Here is a 21430-nt window from a genome sequence, read left to right on the forward strand (position 1 = left end):
ACCGCAGATCTTAAAGGGTTCCTAAACCGCCGGTACGAGTTTGGGAAGTGGATCTCCAGCAGCCCGGCCTGTCCCGGAGGGCACCGGCCAAAGGGTCAATACCGCCCGCGCGGCCCCGTTCGTACTCTCGGTCTCCCCTGCGTACCCCGGAACAGAGCAAGAGGAGATTCCATGAGCAACGGTTCCACCATGCGCCGGATCGGGTCGGCCGCCGTGGCCGGCGCGGCGGCGCTCGCGGTCCTGGCGCCCGCGGCCTCGGCCGCCGGCCGGCCGTCGGTGGCGGCCCCCGCGGCCGCCGCGGAGCAGTCGCTCGGGAGCAAGCTGACCGTCACGGGCTATCTGCAGTACCTGGCGTCCCGGAAGGCCCCCGAGGCGAAGCGGACCCTCAAGGCGTTCCGTGCGCTGCCGAAGGCCAAGCAGCAGAAGTTCGTCGGTTACCTCCAGAACCGCAAGGTCTACGAGGCGCTCACCGCGTCGCTGAAGGGCACCACCCGGCCCGGGGGCCTGCGCCGCGCCGTCCCGTACAACGCGGATGTGTCGTTCGTGAAGGAGGTGCGGGTCGAGGCCAAGGGGACCATTGCCGGGGTGAACACCCGCGTCAGCTTCGCCATGTCGGAGGAGATCTTCGGCATCCCGGTCACCGCCGAGAAGGTGTGGGTGCAGTATCTGGCCAGGGGCGGACGGGCCACCCACCTCAAGGGCGGCGGCGCCACGGTGAGCAATGCCAACGCGGCGGTGGACATCAAGGGCGGCGGCACGCCGCACCTGGTGCGTGGGGCGGCCACCGTCTCCGCCACCTGGAAGGCCACCCCGCGCTACGCCTCCTTCGGCAAGGCACTCAACAAGGTCCAGGCGCTCGACGCCGGTGTGCTGGGCTACTGGCGGGCGAGCCTGCACAACGCCTGAGCCGGTGCGGGCCGCCGCGCGTCACGGACGGGCGGCGGCCACCCGCGGGTCCCGGTAGGCGGCGGCACGCGGCTGCCGACCCGGTCCCCCCGGGCCACCCGGACCGCTCGATGCCCCATGGCGGAACTCCCCGAGCTGTTCCGCCGTGGGGTACCACTGCTTCTGGCAACGGCAGCACCACCAGCGCCAGTTGTCCCAGTCGGTACTGGTCTGGGTGGTGTCCTTCCACAACCAGGCGTCACAGTCGGTCGTGGGGCATTTCGGTGGAAGCGGCATGGTGGCATCCTCGGGCGTCCCCGCCCGTCCACCGGGCGGAACTCCCCGGCCGCCATCCGAACGGGTGAGCCCCACCCGGCCCACCACGCACGCGAAGGGGGTGCCGGCCCCACGGGCCCGCACCCCCTTCGTCCGGCGTCCGGCCGGGGACCGCCTACTTCTTCGGCAGCCAGCTCTTCCAGACGTCCGGGTGCTTGTCCACCCACCGCTTGGCCGCCTCATCGGCGGACAGGCCGCCCGAGGCGATGGATTCGGAGACCTCGTTCTGGTCGTCCTTGGTCCACTTGAAGTTCTTCAGGAACGCCGCGGCGCTGCCGCCGTTCTTGGCGAAGTTGGTGTTGAAGTACTTCTGGAGCGGGGTGGTGGGGTACGCGCAGTCGATGGACTGCGGGTCCTTGGTGCCCTTCTCCGCGCAGGCGTCGGTGTACTTGGGGAGCTTGACCTCCACCATCGGCACCTGGTTGAAGAGCCACTGCGGCTCGTACCAGTACGTCAGGAAGGGCTTCTTCTCCTTGGCGAACTGCTGGATCTGGGTGATCTGGGCCGCCTCGGAGCCGGCGAACACCACCTCGTAGTTGAGGTGGAGGTTCTTCACCAGCGCCTTGTCGTTGGTGACGTAGGACGGCGAACCGTCCATCAGCTGGCCCTTGTTGCCGCTCTCGGAGGTGCGCAGCTGGTTGGCGACCTTGTTGAGGTTGTGCCAGTCGGTGATCTCGGGGTGCTTGTCGGCCCAGTACTTGGGGACGTACCAGCCGATGTGGCCGGTGACACCGTTGCCGCCGCCCGCGGTGATCGTCTTCTTGTCCTTGACGTACCGCTTCTCCTGGTCCGGGTGGCCCCAGTCCTCCAGGATCGCGTCGACCCGGCCCTGGCTGAGGGCGTCCCAGGCGGGGATCTCGTCCACCTGGACGGTGTCGACGTGGTAGCCCAGCTGGTGCTCCAGCAGGTACTTGGCGACGGCCACGTTGGACTGCGCGCCGACCCAGGTCTGCACGGACAGCGTGACCGACTTCGAGCCCTTGGCCGCGGCGAACGGCGAGGTCTGCTTGGTCATGTCGGCCTTGCCGCAGGCGGACAGGGACAGCGAGAGCGCCACCGTGCCGGCGAGCGCGGCCGTACCGAGGAATGCTGTGCGCTTACGGGACATGGTCAGGCTCCCTTCCCCGTCGTACGGCGTTCCGTGGGCTGGGTGACCCGGTCGAGCATCAGGCCCAGGCACACGATGGCCACGCCCGCGACCAGGCCGAGGGCCAGGTCTCCGGTGGCCAGGCCGGTGACCACGTCGTAGCCGAGGGCACCGCCGCCGACCAGGCCGCCGATGATGACGACGGCGAGGACCAGGACCACGCCCTGGTTGACGGCGAGCAGCAGGGCCGGCCGGGCCAGCGGCAGCTGCACCTGGCGGAGCATCTGCCAGCGGGTGGCGCCCAGCGAGCGGGCCGACTCCATCGCGGCGGGGTCGACCTGGCGCAGGCCCTGGGTGGTGATGCGGATGACCGCGGGCAGCGCGTAGACGACCGCGGCCGCGGCGGCCGGGGCGCGGCCCACGGCGAACAGGGCGACGACCGGGATCAGGTACACGAACTGCGGCATGGTCTGCATGACGTCGAGCACCGGGCGCAGGATCGCCTCGAAGCGCTTGCTGCCGGACGCCAGGATGCCGGCGCCGAAGCCCAGCACCAGCGTCACGACCAGGGCGGCGAGCACCTGGGAGAGGGTGTTCATGGACGGCTTCCACACGCCCAGCACGCCGATGGCGGCCATCGCGAGGACGGCGGTCAGGGCGGTGCGCCAGGTGCCGATGAGCCAGGCCAGCGCGGCGACGATGAGCAGCGTGCCGTACCAGGGCAGCGCGGTCAGGCCGTCGCGCAGCGGGTTGAGCACCCAGTTGGTGAAGTGCGCGGCCCAGTCGGCGGTGCCGCCGATGACCGGGACGCCGGAGTAGAGGTGGTCGACCATCCACTCCTTGAAGTCGTTCACCGGGTGGGCGATGTCCACGAACCAGGCGCCGGGCCAGACCGCGGAGCCGGTCAGCCGGCCGGCCAGGGCCAGCAGCGCGGTGAGCGCGGTCACCCCGGTCCAGACCTGCCAGCCGCGCAGCCACGCCGGGCCGGCGGTGGTGGCGGTCGCGCCGATCCGGGCGCCGGCCGCGGCGGTGGTGCGGTCCATGACGATGGCCAGCAGCACGATCGGGATGGCGGCGGAGAGCGCGGCGCCGACGTCGACGGAGGCGAGCGCCTGGTAGACGCGGTCACCGAGGCCGGCCGCGCCGATCATCGAGGCGATCACGACCATGGACAGCGCCATCATGATCGTCTGGTTGACGCCGAGCAGCAGTTCCTTGCGGGCCAGCGGGAGGCGGGCGGTCAGCAGCCGCTGCCGTCCGGTGGCGCCGAGCGAGGAGACCGCCTCCAGTACGCCGGGGTCGGCGCCGCGCAGTCCGAGCGCGGTCAGCCGGGCCATCGGCGGGGCGGCGTAGATGACGGTGGCCAGCAGCGCGGCCGGCACACCGATGCCGAAGATCAGCACGACGGGCAGCAGGTAGGCGAAGGCCGGCAGCACCTGCATGGTGTCGAGGACCGGGCGGAGGATCCGGAACAGCCGCTCGGAGAGGCCGGCGGCCAGTCCGAGCAGCGCGCCGACGACGACCGAGGCGGCGACCGCCACGACCATCAGCGCCAGCGTCTGCATGGTCGGGACCCACATCCCGAGCACGCCGCTGACGAGGAGGGAGACCAGCGCGGTGGCGGCGATCCGCCAGCCGGCCACCCGCCAGGCGATCAGCGTGACGCCGGCGGTCACACCGGCCCAGCCGAGGGCGAGCAGCAGCAGGTAGACCGCGCGGACGGAGATGACCACGGCGTTGGAGAGGTGGCCGAGGAAGTAGACGAACAGCCAGTGGTTGTCGCGGTTGTCGATGATCCAGTCGCTGGTCTTCCCCAGCGGTCCGGACAGGTCGATGGTCAGCGCGGAGGGCCAGGCGGCGCCGGGCCAGGCGGCGTGCACCAGCGGGACCAGGACGGCCGCGGCGACGGCGAGCAGCAGGAGCTTGGCGAGGCCGCGGCGCTCCAGCAGGGCCTGCACCGGGCCGGCCTTGGGGGCGTCGGCGCCGAGGCCGCGCTGAACGGCGGGGGGAGCGGATGCAGTACTCATGCGCGGCCCCGCTTCACGGTGCCGGTCGGCACGCCCAGGGCGGCGGCGCGCTGGGCCTCGCGCCAGCGGCGCAGCAGGGCGGCCCGCAGCCGGGAACGGGGGGAGGCGACGGGGGCTCTGGAGCCGACGGCGCGGACGGCGCCGTGGCGGGGGGTGGCGGCGTACATCATCAGGCAGCCACCTCGCCGGGCCGGTCCTCGTCGATCCGGGCGACCACGTTGAGCAGGCAGGCGTGGTCGACGACGCCCAGGCAGCGGCCGCCGTCGACGACGCGGGCCGCGCCGCCGGAGCGGGCGACCGCCTCGATCGCGTCCGAGATCAGGGTGTCGGCGGTGAGCGCCGGGCCCTGGTCGGCCTCGCCGTCCTCGGCCGGGCGCATCGCGCGGCGGACGGTCAGCACCTGCTCGCGGGGGACGTCCCGGACGAAGTCGCGGACGTAGTCGTCGGCCGGGGAGCCGACGATCTCCTCGGGGGTGCCGAGCTGGACGATCTCGCCGTCGCGCATCAGGGCGATCCGGTCACCGATCCGCAGCGCCTCGGCGAGGTCGTGGGTGATGAAGACCATGGTGCGGCCCTCCTCGCGGTGCAGGCGGACGACCTCTTCCTGCATGTCGCGGCGGATGAGCGGGTCGAGCGCGCTGAACGGCTCGTCGAACAGCAGGACCTCGGGGTCGACGGCGAGTGCGCGGGCGAGCCCGACGCGCTGCTGCTGACCGCCGGAGAGCTGGCCGGGACGGCGCTTCTCCAGACCGGTCAGGCCCACCTTGTCGACCATCTCGTTGGCCTTCTCGCGCCGTTCGGCCTTGCCGACACCCTGGATCTCCAGGCCGTAGGCGACGTTGTCGACGACGGAGCGGTGCGGCAGCAGGCCGAAGTGCTGGAAGACCATGGCGGCGCGGCGGCGGCGCAGTTCGCGCAGCGCGGTGCGGTCCATGGCGCGGACGTCCTCGCCGTCCATCTCCAGGTCGCCGCTGGTCGGTTCGATCAGCCGGGTCAGGCACCGGACGAGGGTGGACTTGCCGGAGCCGGACAGGCCCATGACGACGAAGACCTCGCCCTTGTGGACGTCGAAGGAGACGTCGCGGACGGCGGCGGTGCAGCCGGTCTGCTCGCGCAGTTCCGTCACGCTCAGTCCGGCGACCGAGGCGTCGTCGGGAATCTTGTCGGCCTTCGGGCCGAAGACCTTCCACAGATGGCGGACGGAGAAGACGACCTCACGGCCGTCCTCGGCTGCGTCGGTGGCTGTGCGGGCAGCGGGTATCTCGGATGCGCCGGCGGCGGTGGTAGCCATCACGCATCACCTCCCTCGGTAGGAATCTTCTGGAGCAGTTCGGCGCACTTCTCCCCCACCATGAGCACGCCCAGCATCGGGTTGACGGCCGGCATCGTCGGGAAGACCGAGGCGTCGGCGATCCGGATGCCGTGCAGGCCGCGGATCTTCAACTCCGGGTCGACGACGGCGAGTTCATCGTTGGCGGCGCCCATCTTGCAGGTGCCGGCGGGGTGGTAGACGGTGTGCGCGGCCTTGCGCACCAGTTCGCTGATCTCCGCGTCGTCGGTCACGTCCGGACCGGGGAAGACCTCGCGCTTGAGCCACTTCTTGAACGGCTCGGCCTGGGCGATCTTGCGGGCCAGCTTGATCCCGTCGACGAGCGTCTGCCCGTCGTAGTCGTGCTCGTCCTCGAAGTACTTGAAGTCGAGGGCGGGCTTGACCTCGGGGTCCGCGGAGGTGAGGTACAGGCGGCCGCGGGAGCGGGACTTGGGGATGTTCGGGGTCATCGAGACGCCGTGTTCGGGGCGCTCGTAGCCCAGCCGCTCGGGGTTGTCGGTGAACGGGATCTGGTAGAAGTGGAACATCAGGTCGGGGCCCTTGTGCTCCGGGTCCCGCTTGACGAACAGACCCGCGTCCGAGTCCATCGCGGAGTTGCCCGGGATCGGCCCGTTGGTCTCCCAGACGATCACCGACTCGGGGTGGTCGATCAGGTTCTCGCCGACGCCCGGCAGGTCGTGCACGACGGGGATGCCGAGCGCCTCCAGGTCCTTCTTCGGCCCGATGCCGGAGTGCATCAGCAGCCGCGGGGTGTCGACGGCGCCGGCGCACACCAGCACCTCGCGGGCGGCCTCGACGTAGACCTCCGCGCCGTCCTTCGTGCGGACGTGGACGCCCTTGGCGGTGGTGCCGTCCAGTTCCAGCTTGTGCGCCCAGGTCTCCAGCATCAGCGTGAGGTTCGGCCGGTCGCCGGCCTCCATGTGCGGGTGCAGATAGGCGACCGAGGCGGACGACCGCTTGTTGTTCTCGGGGTGGTAGGAGAGGTCGAAGAAGCCGACGCCCTCGTCGAACGGCTTGTCGTTGAACCCGACGACCTCCGGCACGCCGAGGGCGCTCTTGGTCGCCTCGATCCAGTCGGTGGCGATCTGGTTCTGGTCCTTCTTCGCCACCCGCACGATGTTGTTGCGGAGCTTGCCGAAGTAGGGGTCCATCTCCTTCGCGCCCCATCCGGTGGCGCCGGCCGCCTCCCACTCGTCCCAGTCGGACGGCAGCGGCTTGAAGGAGATCAGGGTGTTGTGCGACGAGCAGCCGCCGAGGACCTTGGCCCGGCTGTGCAGGATGTGCGAGTTGCCGCGGGGCTGCTCGGTGGTCGTGTACTCGTAGTCCAGCTCGCCGCCGAGGAGGCCGAGCCACTTGCGCAGCGTCAGCACGTCCTCGCGGTCGATGTCGGACGGGCCGCCCTCGATGACGGCGACGGTGACGTCCGGGTCCTCGGTGAGGCGGGAGGCGATGACGGAGCCGGCGGTACCACCGCCGACCACGACATAGTCGTACACGGGCATGGAGGGTGCTCCTTCTTGCAAAGACCTTGGGGGGTGCGGGGGTTGGGGGATCGGGGCGGGCGGCCGCTGGTCAGCGGCGGTCGCTCAGCCCGCGAACCACCGCACCGGCGCAGGCCGGAGGTTCTCGTAAATGTGCTTGCTCTCGCGGTACTCGTCCAGACCCGTGGGGCCGAGTTCCCGGCCGATGCCGGACTTGCCGAAGCCGCCCCACTCCGCCTGCGGGAGGTAGGGGTGGTAGTCGTTGATCCAGACGGTGCCGTGCCGCAGCCGCGCGGCGACCCGGCGGGCGCGCGCGGTGTCGGCGGAGAAGACCGCGCCGGCCAGCCCGTACTCGGTGTCGTTGGCGAGCGCGACGGCCTCGTCCTCGGTGGTGAAGGTCTCCACCGTCAGGATCGGCCCGAAGGTCTCCTCGCGGACGACCTTCATCTCGCGGTGGCAGCCGTCCAGCACGGTCGGCGCGTAGAAGTAGCCGGTGGCCGGACGGACCGCGGACGGCTCGGGCCGGGCCCCGCCGCACCGCAGCTGGGCACCCTCGGCCAGCGCGGAGGCGACGTACGCCTCGACCTTGTCGAGCTGCTGCTGGGAGACGAGCGGGCCGCACTCGACGCCGTCCTCGGTGCCCCGGCCGAGCTTGATCTTCTCGGCGCGGCGGGCGAGTTCGGCGACGAAGCGGTCGCGCACCGACTCCTCGATGATCAGCCGGGCACCTGCGGAGCAGACCTGGCCGCTGTGGATGAACGCGGCGTTGAGCGCCTGGTCGACGGCGGTGTCGAAGCCCTCGTCCGTGGCGCAGGCGTCGGCGAAGACCACGTTGGGGTTCTTGCCGCCGAGCTCCAGCGCGATCTTCTTGGCGCCGGACACCGCGGCCGCACCGGCCTTCGTGCCGCTGACCAGGCCACCGGTGAAGGAGAACAGGTCGACGTCCGGGTGCTCGGCCAGCCGCTGGCCGACCGGAAGGCCCGCGCCGGTGACGATGTTGGCGACCCCGGCCGGCAGCCCGGCCTCGACCAGCAGCTTGACCAGGTGCACGGTCGACAGCGGGGTGACCTCGCTGGGCTTGATCACAAAAGTGTTGCCGGCCGCGAGGGCCGGCGCGATCTTCCAACTGGCCTGCAGCAGCGGGTAGTTCCAGGGCGTGATCAGCGCACAGACGCCGACCGGCTCGTGCACGACCACGCTGTGCACCTCGGCCGAACCGGCGTCGACGACCCGGCCGCCGCTCTCGTTCATCACCACGTCGGCGAAGTACCGGAAGGCGTTGGTGACGTCGTCGACGTCGACCCGGCCCTCCTCCAGGGTCTTGCCGGTGTCCCGGCTCTCGATGAGCGCAATCTCCTCGCGGTCGCGCTGCAGCAGGTCGGCGACCCGGCGCAGCAGCGCCGAACGCTCGGCGACCGGCGTACGGGGCCAGGCACCCGCGCCGCCGTCGAAGGCCCGGGCGGCGGCCGCGACCGCGGCGTCCGCGTCCTCGGCACCGCCCTCGGCCACCACCTGGAGGGTCGTCGCGTCGGCGGGGTCGAGGACCTCGCGGGTGGCCCCGGACGCGGCGGCCCGCCACACCCCGTCTACGTGAATGGTCTCGCTTGCCGACACGATTTCTTCTGCCTTCCGGTTTCCGGTCTGTTCCCACTGGTGCAACCACTGGCGTCACCAGCAACGGGGACCCCTCCCCGGAAGCGCCCGACCTATGCCCAAACATTCATGGAAAGTGAGCCGACTCACTCGGTGTGCAGCGGAATGTCCTAGAACGTACCCTGAATAGCCGTATGTCCAAGCGGGGAGATCACGCCGCACGACCCGCCGGCAGCGGGTGGCCCGTGCGGCCGTCCCTCACACCGCCCCTCCGCCCTCCGCCCCCTCCGCCCGGAGGTATCGAGATGACCACCAGACGGCGTGCCGTCACCGCCACCGCCCTGGGCTGCGGAGCGGCCCTGCTCGCCGGGGCCGCCTGTACGGCCGCCGCGGCGGCCGGCGATCCCGACGGCGAGGGCGACCTCGCGGGAAAATCGGCCCAGCAGATCTCCGACGAGGCCCTGCACCAGCTCGTCTCCGCGAAATCCCTGCGACTGCGCACCGAGACCACCGCCGATCCCACCAAGCTCGACATCACCCTGGACAAGGCCGGCAACTGCGCCGGCGCGATCAGCAAGGGCGACCTCGGCCGCGTGGAGATCATCAAGCGCGGCAACCAGGTGTGGATGAAGCCGGACGCCGCGTTCTGGAAGAGCCAGCTGCCCGGCGAGGAGGGTGCCCGGGCGGCCGCCAAGTACCGCGACACCTTCCTGCACGGCACCGCCGACCACGACGCCTTCCTGCAGAACCTCGCCACGGCCTGCGATCTCACCGCCTTCCAGAAGTCCGCCGCCAGCCCCGGCGAGCCGCCCCCCTCCGGCGAGCCCACCCCCACCGCCAAGCTCACCAAGGGCCGCCCCACGACCCACGAGGGCGCCCCCGTCCTCCCCGTCGTCAAACACACCGACGGCGTCACCGAGACCCTCTACGTGGCCATCAAGGGCACCCACTACCCCCTCAAGCTCACCGCCCAGGCCGACGACCAGACGGGCACCGTCCTCCTGAGCAACTACGGCAAGCCCGTGCCCGACAAGACCCCCGCCCCGGGCGACACGGTCGACATCTCGGCACTGGAGGACCTGCTGCAGGGGACGCACACCGCATGAGGGGCATGAAGGGCACGAGTGGCATATGCCGCTACAGCGCGTAACCGACTCCGGTCCCTATCGTTGAACCGTGCGGCTGCCCGTACGACGTGGCAGCGGGGAGGAGCGGCACGATGACCATCAGCCTTGAGCGGACCGAAGCGATCGCGACCGACGGGATGGAGATGGCAGAGCAAGAAGAGCCGACCTTGGACGAGCTGTTCGAGCGGCTGGAGAACTCCGTCCCCGAGGGCTACAAGTTCGAGATCGTCGGGGGAACCATCATCATGTCGCCGCAGCGTGCCGCCCACTGGGAAACCATCGCCGACATCTACGAACAGCTGCGCACCCGCTATCCGAGGAAGCGCGTGATGTCCGACGTGCGCGTCGACTTCCCGGGCAAGCTGAACGGGTTCGCCTCCGACGTGCTCGCGATCGCCGAGGGCTCGGCCAAGGACGCGAACGACCGCTGGCACTACCAGGACATCGAGTTCGTCGCCGAGGTCGTTTCCGCGAGTACCGCGGGGAACGACTACGGCGCGAAGAAGAAGGCGTACGCCGAGGCCGGCATCCCGGTCTATGTGATCGCCGACCCCTACATCGGTCTCTGCCGCGTCTTCACCCAGCCGCAGAACGGCGAATACAAGGGTGACCTCACGGTGCCGTACGGCGAGCCGATCGACCTCACCGGCACGGTCGTGGACCTCACCCTCACCACCGACGAATTCCCCCGCCAGGGATCCGCGGCGCGCGAGACGTCGCCGGCGGAGTGAGAATGCAGGCATGGCGCAGACAGCGGTGAAAGCAGTGCTTGAGGGTGGTCCCGCGGAGCTGCCCGAGCGGATCGTGCCGGTCGATCCGCCCGGGGGCGAGCTGAAGATCCGCTTCCGCGGCGGCTACGAACACTTCCGGCCCACCACCCGCCAGCAGCACACCTCCGAGGGCGCGCTGCCGGTGTACGAGTGGTGGGAGCGCACCGAGATCGCCGAGTAGGCAGGCCGGGCGAGCAGGCGGGGCGGGCGCGCCGTCAGCCTTCCGGGGCGAACGCCTGGAGGGCGATGCGCTGGGTCTCCTGCTGGAGCGGCCAGTCGGCCTCGGTGCCCAGGACGAGGACCGCGAACTGCCGGCCGTCGTCGGTGGTGAAGGCACAGTCGACGACCTTGACGCGGGTACCGAGCCGTTCGCTGTCATAGGCGTAGACCAGCTGCGCGGCGTCCGTGCCGGGCGCCCGGCCCTCGAAGTCGCCGAGGCTGATCTCCTCGTAGCCGGGGTTGCCGGCCAGCCCCTTCGACGCCTGTTCCAGTGCCGCGCGCGGACCGATGTCCGGTTCGGTGATCTCGAAGATCTGCATCAGTCCGCGGTCGTCCGGCGCGGTGTAGAACACCCCCGTCTTGCGCTCGCTGCGCTGCCAGCCGTCCGGCACCGCCGTGGTGAACCCCTTGTCGTCGTGGACCAGGCGGTAGCCGGCGGGCACGGAGGGGGAGGAGGCCGCGTCCGTGGGCGGCGTGCTGTCGGTGCTGGGCGGGGTGGTGGCGGTAGCGGTAGCGGTGGGGGTGTGCGGGGCGGAGGCCCGGGTGCGGGCGGCGGGCGGCGCGTCGCCGTCACGGCCCCACAGCAGATAGGCGCCACCGGCCCCGGCACCGATCACCGCCACGGCCACCCCGGCGATCAGGGCGGTGGTGCGGCGGCGAGGCCCGGGGCCAGGGCCGGGACCGGGAGCGGGTACGTCCCCCGGACGGAAACCGGGGTCGGGACCGGGAGCGGGTACGTCCCCCGGCCGGGCCCCGGGATCGGGTAACCACCCGGAAGGCGGCTGCGGTGGTGTGCCCACGCTCGGGGCGAAGTCCGGCCGGGGCGGCATCGGGCCGCTGTACGGGGCGGGCGTGGGCCTGCCGTCCTCCCAGCTCTGGGTCTCGTCGTTCCAGCGGGCCGGCCCGCTGCGTTGCATCGTCAGCCTCCCACCAGGGCCGCGACCGCCTGGGTCACCGCGGCCCCGGACGCCAGCAGCCCGACCACCGCGCCGGCATCGGTCAGCGCCGCACGCAGCCGGGCCAGCCGCCCGGGCCCGGCCGCCCCGGTGTCGGCGATCTCCTCCTCGGTCCCGGCGAGTTCCGTATCCAGGGCGGTCACCTCGGAACTCTGTACCACCCGGGCCAGATCGCCCCGCAACTCCCTTACTGCACGCAGGAGTTCCTCCTGCGCCGGATCGGCGGCCGGGGCGCCCCCGCCTTCGTTCTGCGTCACGGTGTTGTGGTCGCCGATGGCGAAGGCGCCCCGGACGCTGCCGATGTGGATGCCGTTGCCGCGCGCGTCAGCCGTTGCCACTCTTCTTCCTTCCCTTCGGGGCGGTGCCACCCGTGGTGGTGTTCTGGGTGATCGTGTTGTTGTCGCCGATGCCGACGGCCCCCTGGGCGGACTCCACGTAGACGCCGCCCTCGGCGACGTGCACGATGCGCTGCTCGAACTCGTCGGTCTGGTAACCGGCCTCGCGCAGCGCGGTGGTCACCCCGGCCGTCACCCGCTGCTGCACGGTCTTCAGGTAGCGCGCCACGTCCATGTCCTGGAACAGCGACGCCTCGCCGTACGAGCCCAGTTCGCGCACGGAGACGCCGGGGCCCTCCGGGAGCGCGGCGCCGTGCCCGGCGGTGGCCAGCCGCCATGCCGAGCGCAGCCCGCGCGCCAGGGTGAGCAGCGCGTTGCCGGCCGAGCGCGGCGTCTGGACCAGCGCCCAGACCGCCTTGCCGAAGTGGTGGTGGTGCCGGTACTGGTGGGCGAGCCGGTCGGCGTCCTGGAAGAGCTGTCGCAGCGGCCACAGCACATGCGGCGCGACCTCCAGCATCAGCATCCCGCCCTGGGTGTGGACCCGGACGAAGACCGTGGTGACGATGCCCTCGTTCCAGCCGCCGACCCGGATCCGCAGGAAGTGCCGCCGGGTCTCGCCGCCCTCCTCGACCGCGGCTGCCCGGTGCTGTGCGAACGCCTCCGGCCCGTAGGGCGCCGCGGCCCGGTCGGGCAGCCCTTCGACCGGCAGGAAGACGCACTCGTCGATCTCCAGGGCGCGCAGCCGGTCCCGAACCGCGGCCGCCGCCTGCGGTGATCCGTGCGGCGACGGCACCCGCAGCGCCTCCACCAGCGGCACGATCCGGGCCAGGATCGCGGCGTTGTCCAGCGGCTCGGTCTCCCGGTCCGGGTGCGGGACCAGCTCCACCGACAGCGACCAGGTCTTGTACGGGTACCCGGCGCCGCAGAACGGGTTGGCGGCGCGGTACATCACCAGCGGCCCGTGCTGCTCGATCCGCACCCGGTCCCGCAACCGCCGGAACCGGACGCCCTCGGCCCGCTCCGCCGGATCGGACATCACGTCCGGGAACCGCTCCTTGGACAGCTCCCGGGCCAGCGCACGGGCGAACTGCCCACGCTGCAGCCCGACCAGGACGGCCAGCGCGACCGGCAGCAGCAGCGTGACCCAGAACGGGACGGCCAGGAGGGCCGAAGAAGCGCCGTAGTCGCTGCCGCTGTCGTACGAGGAGCCGTACGAGGACTCGTACGAGGAGCCGGACCAGCCGTCGCTCCCGCCGCTGTCCGACTGGAAGAGGGACAGCAGGCCCGGGATCAGCCGGCCGATCGACGGCGTCCAGAGGCTGACCGCGAACGCCGCGGCCACCATCCCCACGAGGAAGAAGAGCAGGGAGAGCCGGCCGTACCAGCGGAGCGCGAAGGACGCCGAGCGGGCCAGCCACTGCGGCAGGGGCGCCCGGCGGACCAGGCGGGACAGCCCGATGAGGACGACGGGGAGGACGTAGAACGTCACCAGCCCGCCGGACAGCGGGATCGCCACGATCCACAACCCGAGGATCGCCGCCGCCCAGCCCAGCTCCAGGCGCCGGGCGTGCAGTGCGTGGGCGAGCACCCGGGCCGCGTCGATCCCTAACGAGGGCGCGGCGAACCGCTCTTCATGGACGTAGAGTTCGTCGATCACCGCGTCCCGGAACCCCTCGTCCAGGTACGTCCCGGCGCACAACAACCGGGTGGCCTCACTGGCACCGGGCGGGACGGGTTCGAGCGGGGCGGGCTTCGTCAGCTGCGCGGGTACGTTCATCCGGACATCGGCCTCCCCCAAAAGCCTTGCGGAAGCCGCAGCATAGGCCAGGGAAGCACTCCGTGTCAGGGAGTTAACGCAAGGTCACGACAGGGTCATTTTCTTGACGGCAGTCACAAAGGACGACCAGTCCCCCACCGGGAAGAACAGCACGGGCCCTTCAGCGTTCTTGCTGTCCCGGACGGGGACGACGCCGGGGATACCGGGGGCTACTTCGATGCAGTTGCCGCCGTTGGCGTCGCTGTGGGTGCTCTTGATCCAGGTCGCCACTTCGAGGCAGTTGCCGCCGTTTGCGCCGCTGTAGGTGCTCTTGGTCCAGGTCGCCGCGCTGAAATCGATCTCGTCCATGCTGTCCATCCCCTTCCGGCCGGCCGTCACCTGGTCACGGAGAAGGCCCCGTCCTTGACGGCGTTGATGAACGACGCCCACTCGCCCAACGAGAAGAGCAGCACGTGGCCTTCAGCGTTCTTGCTGTCCCGGACGGGAACGACGTCGGGGATACCGGGGGCTACTTCGATGCAGTTGCCGCCGTCGTCGTGGCTGTAGCTGCTCTTGATCCAGGTGTCCGGGCTGAGTTCGGGTCTGCTCATCGTGCTCGTACCCCTCCATCGCGTCGCTGATCAGAGCGGCGGACTCCCGGGCTGACGCTGCGTCTGCCCTGAGCACATCATAGGTCTGGCCATGGCGCGCATAGGCGGACGGATCGTTGCTGAAGTGGCCACAGTCCAACGATTCCGAGTAGAGCCAACGCTCCCCTCCTGGCAGCACGATCAACGCCATGGAAGCCTTTGGCCGCCGCAGCTCGGCACGGCTGGCCGGAGCAAGCTGAATACGGATGTTGGGGTGCTCGCCGACGCTCAACAGATGCGCGCACTGGTCACGCATGACCGCCGAATCCCCCACGATGTTCCGCAGACAGCTCTCATCCAGGACGGCGATATACAACGGACCGTCGGCGGACAGAAAACGCTGCTGTCGGCTCAGTCGCGCTCGGACCCGTTCCTCCACCATCTCGGCGCTCGTGATGCGGCGGGCGAACAGCGCTTGGGCATAGGCCGGGGTCTGCAGCAGCCCCGGAATCACCTGCTCCTGGTACTCGTACAGCTGGACGGCTTCAGCATCCATCTCAGCCCTGCGCTCGAACCAGTCCGGATGCTGCACCTCCGGATACCAGTCGATCCGCCCCCACAACCGCAGCAACACCCCGCCCGTGCCGAGTAGTTCGTCGCACGTATCGGCGAAGGTGTCGTGCGGTACGCGCTCGCCCGCCTCAACGCGTGCGACATGCGAGCGGTCGCACGGGACCTTGCGTGCCAAGGCTTCCTGGGTGAGCCCGGCCGCCTCCCGGTGATGCTTCAGCACCTCGCCGAACACAGCGGCCGTCGTGGCCGCCGTTCCCCCCGTGGCATTGCGTCGGTTCACGAATCCCCCTTCGTGACAGTTGGGAATTGTCACGCGCTCAGCGTTGTGACCGTCGGTCTCGCTAGGCAACGATGAACACACCCAGAGTAACGAACGGCGAACCCCCGCGACGTTGGCAGACGTCCGGGGGCGTGGCCTTCAACCCAGAGAGATTGATGACATGCACCACGTTATCCGGGTCTTCGAGCCCCTGCTACGGCTGTTACTGCCCGGGAGCGGGCGTCACCGGCCCGCGGAGGCGCCGACGGTGGCACCACCATCCGTCGTTCCGCTCCGATGGGTGCCCGTACGGCACACGGAGCTGCTGCGGGGTGAGGACTCCGCCCTCGTCCGCCCGTATCTGATCGCGCACGAGCGGCGGCAGTACGCGCGCCGCATGCCGGAGGTGGTGTGGTGACAGGCGGCGCGGGACAGGGCGTTCAACTGGGCGTGCCGGTGCGGGACCCCGCGCCCGTCGCCGGGTGCGATGTGTGCGGGGCGCTGGCCCGGCAGCGGGTGGCGGCGTATGCCGTCGGGGACCGGTCGAAGGTGTCGGACTGCAATGTCGAGATCCGGCGGCATCCTCACCGGGCGTAGGCCACGACGGCCCCAACGGCCGGAGCCCGCACGGTCGTTGGGGACCGTGCGGGCTCCGGCGGGAGAGCGAAGGGACTCAGATGAGGCCGAGACCGCGGACCGCCTCGCGCTCCTCCGTCAGCTCCTTGACGGAGGCGTCGATGCGGGTGCGGGAGAACTCGTTGATGTCCAGGCCCTGAACGATCTCGTACGTGCCGTCCTTGGTGGTGACCGGGAAGGAGGAGATCAGGCCCTCCGGGACGCCGTAGGAGCCGTCCGACGGGATGCCCATCGAGGTCCAGTCGCCGTCGGCGGTGCCGTTGACCCAGGTGTGGACGTGGTCGATGGCGGCGTTCGCGGCGGAGGCGGCCGACGAGGCACCGCGGGCCTCGATGATCGCGGCGCCGCGCTTGGCGACGGTCGGGATGAAGGTGTCGGCCAGCCACTTCTCGTCGTTGACGGTCTCGGCGGCGTTCTTGCCGGCGACCGTGGCGTGGAAGATGTCGGGGTACTGGGTGGCGGAGTGGTTGCCCCAGATCGTCAGGCGCTTGATCTCGGAGACCGGGGTGCCGGTCTTCTGCGCGAGCTGGGAGACGGCCCGGTTGTGGTCGAGACGGGTCATCGCGGTGAAGCGCTCGCGCGGTACGTCCGGCGCGGCGGCCTGGGCGATCAGCGCGTTGGTGTTGGCGGGGTTGCCGACGACCAGGACCTTGATGTCGTCCGCGGCGTGGTCGTTGATGGCCTTGCCCTGCGGCTTGAAGATGCCGCCGTTGGCCTCCAGGAGGTCACCGCGCTCCATGCCCTTGGTGCGGGGGCGGGCGCCGACCAGCAGGGCGACGTTCGCACCGTCGAAGGCCACGTTCGGGTCGTCGGAGATGTCGATGCCCTGGAGGAGCGGGAAGGCGCAGTCGTCCAGTTCCATGGCGGTGCCCTCGGCGGCCTTCAGCCCCTGCGGGATCTCCAGGAGGCGCAGCTTGACCGGCACGTCCGCGCCGAGCAGATGACCGGAAGCGATGCGGAAGAGGAGTGCGTAACCGATCTGGCCGGCTGCGCCGGTGACGGTGACATTGACGGGAGTGCGGGTCATGGCGATCTCCTGCGCGGTGTTTTCCGGGGGCAAGCCCCTGGACCACCAGGGGTGGCGGTGGGTGTCCCTGCCCAGCTATCGAGGTCTCTTGGTATCGAGAGACCCGGCCGTCAGGCTATCGGACCCCTGCCCGGTGCCGGTGACGGGTCGGTGTGGCACGCCTCACCGGGTGTACCGGGGCGCCCGGACGGCGGCCCGCCCGGCCTCTGACCGGCCCGCCCGCACGGATCGTGGCGGCGGCCGCCCGCTCAAGGAGGGGGGAGGCGGGCGGCCGCCGGGCTGTGCCACACCCGTGGGGGGATAACCGGCGCCTGCCCGGGATAACCGGGCGCATGCCCCCCTTTTTTCAGCGAGCTCCCCGCGGACGTCGATTCCCGGCCAGCGGCGGCGTCCCGGGCCGCCGCGGCCCACCCCGCCGTCCGGGGTCCGGCCGTCAGCGTCCGGGAGCCAGCAGGAGCACGGCGGCGAGGGCCATCAGCAGGGCGCCGAGCGCGCCGACCGCCAGCATCAGCGCCCGCAGGCGACGGGCCCGCCGGTCGGCGGGCGCACCGGGCCCGGGCGAGGGCCCCGGGGCGACCGCCGCCGCCCGGCCCGGTCCGTCGGCCCCCGCGGACCATTCCGCCCCGTGCTCATCCCTCCGTTCCTCGTCCCGGGCAGGCAGCTGCGCGACCTGCGTACGGACCGCGCCCGGCGCCGCCGCGGCCTCCCGTACGGCCCACGCCGGAGCGGCCCGTATCGCCTCCCTCCGTACGTCGTGCCGCAGCTCGGCCCGGCTCCAGGCGCGTTCGGCCGGTTCCCACCGCATGACGAGGTGTCCCGGGTCGGTGCCGGTCGCCTCGGCGAGCGCGACGACGGCGCGGCGCGGCGGCAGCAGCCGCCCGTCCAGATAGCGCTCCCACGACGTCTTGCTGTAACCGGTGCGGTCCGCGACGGCGGCCACACTCAGCCGGCTCCGGTCCACCAGACCGCGCAGCCGTTCCGTGAACTCCCCTACCGCCGGATCGAGTTCTCGCGGCAGTGCCTTCCAGCGAGGCATGGCTTCCCCCTGTTTCGCCCACTCAGCGCCGCACCACGGCGCTACTCCCCCGGACCCGCCCTATTCACCCCCAGGAGGGACACCGCCATCCAGTGGAATGTCCCTTTCCCGCTGGGCGCACGGGAGCATTCGGGCAGTCGTCGTGCCCTCGTCGTGCCTCCCGGACGCGCCCCGCACCGCCGTCCGCACCCGCGCCTCCGGCGGTCCACGGCTCCGGCGGTCCGCCGGCACCGGCGGCCTGCGGCTCCGGCGGCCTGCGCTCCGGCGGTCCGCTCAGTGCGCGAAACACTCGCGGGGGCCGCCGCCCGCGGGGTAGAGGCAGAGCCGGACGCCCCGCGGGCCGCGGGCCGCCGCCATCGGCGTGACGAGGTAGCCCTCGGCGTCGAACCGGTCCCTGACCCGCACCGACCGCGGCAGCGAGCCCGGTGCGGTGACCTCGATGCGGTCCCCGATCCGGCCGTCACGGAGTCGCCCCCAGGCCGCCTCGCACGCCGTGCCGTACCGCACCTGGATGTGCTCCCCGCGGGCGGTGGTGGCCTCGACGACCGTGTCCACCATGCCCTCGCCGCCGCAGAACATCGACTGCGGGTCCTTGCCGTCGCAGGACCGTCCGCGGCAGCCGGTCACCGCCGAGGAGCTGGGCGTGGCGCTCGCGGCCGGGCCACCGCGGGCCTCCCCCGCCCGCTCCCCCGCCAGGAACGTCACCGCCACGACCAGCGCCAACACCCCGGCACCGGCCCCGGCCACCACGGCCACCACCCGCCGGTACCTCCTCGGGGGCGGCAGCTGCTCCGGCTGTTGTGGCTGTTGCTGCTGTTGTGGCTGTGCGGGGTGAGTCTCCGCCGCAGGGCCCGGCTCGACCGTGGCGTCCCGCGCGGCCGCGGCCTCCGCCCGGTCCGCGGCGGGCGCCGCCCGTCCGCTCCAGGCCGCGTCCGCCAGTTCCCACAGCGCCAGCAGCCGCCCGGCCGGCTCGCCCGCCAGCCGGCACAGCGCCTCCACGGCGGCCCGCGGCGGCAGCTTCTTGCCGTTGAGATAGCGCTCCCAGGAGGACTTGCTGTACGGGGTGCGGGCCGCGAGCGCGGCCAGGCTCAGCCCCGTACGGCCGCGTAACTCCCTCATCCCCGCGGCCAGTCGGGAGCTCTCGACACCCTCGCACAGCCCGCTGCCGGGGCCGCTCACCGGCGCAGCACCTTCCAGGTGTCGGGGCCCACGATCCCGTCCGTGGGCAGCCCGGCGGCGGCCTGCAGCCGCTTGACGGCGCGCATGGTGTGCTCCCCGACAATGCCGTCCACGGGTCCCGGGTCGTAGCCCCGGTGGTTCAGCAGGCACTGCGCCTCGACCACCTCCCAGCCGGTCGCGCCGCTGCCCAGGATCGCCGTGGTGCTGCGGCTGCGGTCGGCGGTCAACACACCTGCGGCGCGCCGGACATGGCAGCGGAAGGTCTCCCCCACGCGGTGGCTGAACGCGGGTGTGGCGGCGGCGGTCCGGCCGGCCGTCGCCGTGCCGCTCCCGCGTCCGCCGCCACCGTCGTCCTGCCAGGGCCGGACGGCCAGCAGCACCACCGCGGCCACCGCGACCACGACCAGCCCGCCGAGCAGGGCGAGCGGCCCGCGCCGCAGCCACGAACGACCGGGCGGCGCCACAACGGGCGCGGGGGCGGCGGAAGTTGAAGGGGCGGGTGCCGGGGTGGCAGGTGCCGGCGTGGCCGGTGCCGGGGTGGCCGGTGCCGGGGTGGCGGGTTCGTCCTCCGCGGGCGGGGCGGCCTCGTCCCGCTCCGCCGCCCCCGGGGAGCGGGACTGCCCCGCCCGCTCCGAAGGTCCGACAGGCCGGGCCCCCGCCCGTTCCGCGCCCCACGCCTGCGCCGCGACCTCGTGCAGCGCCAGCAGCCGGGTCGGGTCGGCGCCGCAGACCCGCGCCAGCGCCACCACCGCCTCCCGCGGCGGCAGCTTCTTGCCGTTGAGATAGCGCTCCCAGGAAGACTTGCTGTAGGCGGTCTTGGCGGCGAGCGAGGCCAGGCTCAGCCCGCTGTGGTCCTTCAGTCTCCGCAGCTGTACGACGAGCTGCCGCACCCGATGGTCGAGCGTTTCGGGCAGCCCTTTCCAACGCGACATGTTCCACCCCATACGCGTTTGCATTTCCCCCGAGGCCAGCAGCCCCCTACACGCCGATGATGGCCCGGATGCACCCTCCGGTTGCCCTTTTTACGGTTTCCGCACGGTATCCGGACATCCGTACCGCCCCCTTCCCCTCGCCCCGCCGTCCCACCGCGGCGTCCGCGGACCCGGTGTCCCCGCAGGTCAGCGGCTGGGACGTCCCAGGGGGTCCCCATCGGTCCGGAGTCTGTGGCGGCGGTGCGGCGCGGGGCGCACAGTCGGTGACGCACCACGGCGGCGCGGTCCACCCCGCGCCGCCTCCTGATCACCTACGGGGAGGAACCCGACCATGAACGCTCGCAAGCGCTTCGCCCTCACCGCGGCCGCCGCGGCCGTCACCGGAGGGCTCGCGCTGGCCCCGGCCGTCAGTGCCAGCGCCGCCCCCGCCCCCGCGAAGCAGGGCTCGGCCACCGTCCTGCGGGCCCCGAGCAACTGCCCCCGCGGCTACCTGTGCGTCTACCCCCAGGCCAACTACAAGGGGACGCCGAAGAAGGTCGCGGGCAACAACCGCGACCTGCGGCGCTACGGCGGCGCCTTCAACTACCCGCTGTCGGCGTACAACAACGGCACCCGCTGCAACGTGACGGTCTGGGAGAAGCCCAAGTTCCGCGGCCACCACGCGAAGCTCAACCGCGGCACCGGCTGGAAGTTCATCGGCGCCAACCTCATGACCATCTACTCGAACAAGTGGTGCTGACGCCCTGAAGCACACGGCGGCGGCCCGTCCTTCCACGGGGGAAGGGGCGGGCCGCCGTCGTGCCGTGCGTCGCGGGCGCCGCGTCAGCGCACGGTGAAGTGCACGATGTCGTCCAGGAACGGGACGTGGATCCACGGCTTGGGCTGCACCATCATCGACAGCACCACGATCACGAAGCCGAGCACGCCGTACGTCGCCAGGTCCGTGAAGCGGGAGCGCACCGCGAGCATGCCCACCGACGGCAGCGCCCAGCGCAGCGCGGCGCCGCCCAGCAGGGACAGCCCGACGACCAGGCTGCCGATGCGGAACGCGTCGAGCGCGACCAGCAGCAGCCCGAGGGCGACCCCGCCCATGACCGTGAGCAGCGGCCACTGCCGGGCGGGCGCGGAGTGCTCGCCGGAAGCGGCCCGTCCGCCGCCCTCCGGCCGGGCCGTGTCGCGGGTCAGCGTCGGGAAGCGGCGCGAGGAGCGCTGCGGCTCGGAGGCGCCGTCCGAATGCGCTTCGGCTGGCATGGCTGGAGGTCCCTTCGGTTTCTGGTCCGGCGGTCCGCCCGGCCG

The 21430-nt window shown here is 71.8% G+C and carries 25 protein-coding genes; 7 read left to right on the forward strand and 18 right to left on the reverse strand.

Annotation, left to right across the window (positions count from 1 at the left end):
* Positions 1-171 precede the first annotated feature (171 nt).
* On the forward strand, positions 172-906 hold the full coding sequence (locus IG62_RS0123850) for a hypothetical protein (protein WP_030806849.1): 735 nt from the start codon (positions 172-174) through the stop codon (positions 904-906).
* A gap of 21 nt (positions 907-927) precedes the next feature.
* On the opposite strand, the gene IG62_RS45030 is transcribed toward IG62_RS0123850, so the two are convergent.
* From IG62_RS45030 to IG62_RS0123880, 7 genes are all read right to left on the reverse strand, one after another.
* The gene (locus IG62_RS45030) at positions 928-1182 is read right to left on the reverse strand and encodes a hypothetical protein (RefSeq protein ID WP_078872199.1); all 255 of its coding nucleotides are present in this window, start codon (positions 1180-1182) and stop codon (positions 928-930) included.
* A gap of 154 nt (positions 1183-1336) precedes the next feature.
* On the reverse strand, positions 1337-2329 hold the full coding sequence (locus IG62_RS0123855; protein ID WP_030806853.1) for an ABC transporter substrate-binding protein: 993 nt from the start codon (positions 2327-2329) through the stop codon (positions 1337-1339).
* Between the two features lie 2 nt (positions 2330-2331).
* Positions 2332-4335, reverse strand: a complete 2004-nt coding sequence (locus IG62_RS0123860) for an ABC transporter permease (protein ID WP_030806855.1) — start codon at positions 4333-4335, stop codon at positions 2332-2334.
* Complete coding sequence (locus tag IG62_RS47335; protein WP_158795081.1) at positions 4332-4505, reverse strand: hypothetical protein; 174 nt, start codon at positions 4503-4505, stop codon at positions 4332-4334. The genes IG62_RS0123860 and IG62_RS47335 overlap by 4 nt, the downstream gene beginning before the upstream one ends.
* Positions 4505-5626: a quaternary amine ABC transporter ATP-binding protein gene (locus IG62_RS0123870; protein WP_030806857.1), complete on the reverse strand. Its 1122-nt coding sequence runs from the start codon at positions 5624-5626 to the stop codon at positions 4505-4507. Before IG62_RS0123870 ends, IG62_RS47335 begins: the two co-directional genes overlap by 1 nt.
* Positions 5626-7167 (reverse strand): GMC family oxidoreductase, encoded by a 1542-nt coding sequence (locus IG62_RS0123875; protein WP_030806860.1) that lies wholly within the window; start codon positions 7165-7167, stop codon positions 5626-5628. Before IG62_RS0123875 ends, IG62_RS0123870 begins: the two co-directional genes overlap by 1 nt.
* 84 nt (positions 7168-7251) lie before the next feature.
* The gene (locus tag IG62_RS0123880; protein ID WP_030806863.1) at positions 7252-8760 is read right to left on the reverse strand and encodes an aldehyde dehydrogenase family protein; all 1509 of its coding nucleotides are present in this window, start codon (positions 8758-8760) and stop codon (positions 7252-7254) included.
* Between the two features lie 284 nt (positions 8761-9044).
* Here IG62_RS0123880 and IG62_RS0123885 point away from each other — a divergent pair, with 284 nt between their 5' ends.
* From IG62_RS0123885 to IG62_RS0123895, 3 genes are all read left to right on the forward strand, one after another.
* Entirely contained in the window at positions 9045-9845 is an 801-nt protein-coding gene (locus IG62_RS0123885) for a hypothetical protein (protein ID WP_030806866.1), read from the forward strand.
* Positions 9846-9958: 113 nt separating this feature from the next.
* A complete protein-coding gene (locus IG62_RS0123890) occupies positions 9959-10597 on the forward strand; it encodes a Uma2 family endonuclease (protein WP_051798501.1) in 639 nt (212 codons plus the stop codon).
* 10 nt (positions 10598-10607) lie between these two features.
* The gene (locus tag IG62_RS0123895) at positions 10608-10817 is read left to right on the forward strand and encodes a DUF5988 family protein (RefSeq protein WP_030806872.1); all 210 of its coding nucleotides are present in this window, start codon (positions 10608-10610) and stop codon (positions 10815-10817) included.
* Between the two features lie 34 nt (positions 10818-10851).
* Here IG62_RS0123895 and IG62_RS0123900 read toward each other — a convergent pair whose 3' ends face one another.
* From IG62_RS0123900 to IG62_RS0123920, 6 genes are all read right to left on the reverse strand, one after another.
* Complete coding sequence (locus tag IG62_RS0123900; protein WP_030806875.1) at positions 10852-11772, reverse strand: hypothetical protein; 921 nt, start codon at positions 11770-11772, stop codon at positions 10852-10854.
* A gap of 2 nt (positions 11773-11774) precedes the next feature.
* A complete protein-coding gene (locus tag IG62_RS0123905) occupies positions 11775-12149 on the reverse strand; it encodes a hypothetical protein (RefSeq protein ID WP_030806877.1) in 375 nt (124 codons plus the stop codon).
* The gene (locus IG62_RS0123910) at positions 12136-13923 is read right to left on the reverse strand and encodes a hypothetical protein (protein ID WP_078872200.1); all 1788 of its coding nucleotides are present in this window, start codon (positions 13921-13923) and stop codon (positions 12136-12138) included. The genes IG62_RS0123905 and IG62_RS0123910 overlap by 14 nt, the downstream gene beginning before the upstream one ends.
* Before the next feature lie 84 nt (positions 13924-14007).
* The gene (locus IG62_RS0123915; protein WP_078872205.1) at positions 14008-14271 is read right to left on the reverse strand and encodes a DUF397 domain-containing protein; all 264 of its coding nucleotides are present in this window, start codon (positions 14269-14271) and stop codon (positions 14008-14010) included.
* 26 nt (positions 14272-14297) lie between these two features.
* Positions 14298-14441 carry a DUF397 domain-containing protein gene (locus IG62_RS48955; protein WP_234326712.1) on the reverse strand — a complete coding sequence of 48 codons (144 nt, stop codon included), beginning with the start codon at positions 14439-14441 and terminating at the stop codon, positions 14298-14300.
* Positions 14383-15345, reverse strand: coding sequence for a helix-turn-helix domain-containing protein (locus tag IG62_RS0123920; protein ID WP_030806885.1), 963 nt, complete (start codon positions 15343-15345; stop codon positions 14383-14385). Before IG62_RS0123920 ends, IG62_RS48955 begins: the two co-directional genes overlap by 59 nt.
* 160 nt (positions 15346-15505) lie before the next feature.
* Here IG62_RS0123920 and IG62_RS47340 point away from each other — a divergent pair, with 160 nt between their 5' ends.
* The gene (locus IG62_RS47340) at positions 15506-15742 is read left to right on the forward strand and encodes a hypothetical protein (RefSeq protein WP_158795082.1); all 237 of its coding nucleotides are present in this window, start codon (positions 15506-15508) and stop codon (positions 15740-15742) included.
* Positions 15739-15921, forward strand: a complete 183-nt coding sequence (locus tag IG62_RS45040) for a hypothetical protein (RefSeq protein ID WP_078872206.1) — start codon at positions 15739-15741, stop codon at positions 15919-15921. Before IG62_RS47340 ends, IG62_RS45040 begins: the two co-directional genes overlap by 4 nt.
* A gap of 76 nt (positions 15922-15997) precedes the next feature.
* Here IG62_RS45040 and IG62_RS0123930 read toward each other — a convergent pair whose 3' ends face one another.
* The 4 genes from IG62_RS0123930 to IG62_RS0123945 form a co-directional block, all read right to left on the reverse strand.
* Positions 15998-16987 carry a malate dehydrogenase gene (locus IG62_RS0123930; RefSeq protein ID WP_030806889.1) on the reverse strand — a complete coding sequence of 330 codons (990 nt, stop codon included), beginning with the start codon at positions 16985-16987 and terminating at the stop codon, positions 15998-16000.
* A 433-nt stretch (positions 16988-17420) separates the two neighbouring features.
* Positions 17421-18023 (reverse strand): helix-turn-helix domain-containing protein, encoded by a 603-nt coding sequence (locus tag IG62_RS49630; protein ID WP_051798502.1) that lies wholly within the window; start codon positions 18021-18023, stop codon positions 17421-17423.
* A 273-nt stretch (positions 18024-18296) separates the two neighbouring features.
* Positions 18297-19202 carry a helix-turn-helix domain-containing protein gene (locus tag IG62_RS0123940; protein ID WP_051798503.1) on the reverse strand — a complete coding sequence of 302 codons (906 nt, stop codon included), beginning with the start codon at positions 19200-19202 and terminating at the stop codon, positions 18297-18299.
* Positions 19199-20134: a peptidoglycan-binding protein gene (locus tag IG62_RS0123945; protein WP_030806898.1), complete on the reverse strand. Its 936-nt coding sequence runs from the start codon at positions 20132-20134 to the stop codon at positions 19199-19201. Before IG62_RS0123945 ends, IG62_RS0123940 begins: the two co-directional genes overlap by 4 nt.
* 331 nt (positions 20135-20465) lie before the next feature.
* Between IG62_RS0123945 and IG62_RS0123950 the strand changes: the two genes are divergently transcribed.
* Positions 20466-20873, forward strand: a complete 408-nt coding sequence (locus IG62_RS0123950; protein WP_030806902.1) for a peptidase inhibitor family I36 protein — start codon at positions 20466-20468, stop codon at positions 20871-20873.
* 83 nt (positions 20874-20956) lie between these two features.
* On the opposite strand, the gene IG62_RS0123955 is transcribed toward IG62_RS0123950, so the two are convergent.
* A complete protein-coding gene (locus IG62_RS0123955; protein ID WP_030806905.1) occupies positions 20957-21385 on the reverse strand; it encodes a DUF3017 domain-containing protein in 429 nt (142 codons plus the stop codon).
* Between the last annotated feature and the right edge of the window lie 45 nt (positions 21386-21430).

Origin of the sequence: Streptomyces sp. NRRL S-337, from assembly GCF_000720175.1 — a bacterium.
In the GTDB taxonomy this organism is placed as follows: domain Bacteria; phylum Actinomycetota; class Actinomycetes; order Streptomycetales; family Streptomycetaceae; genus Streptomyces; species Streptomyces siderophoricus.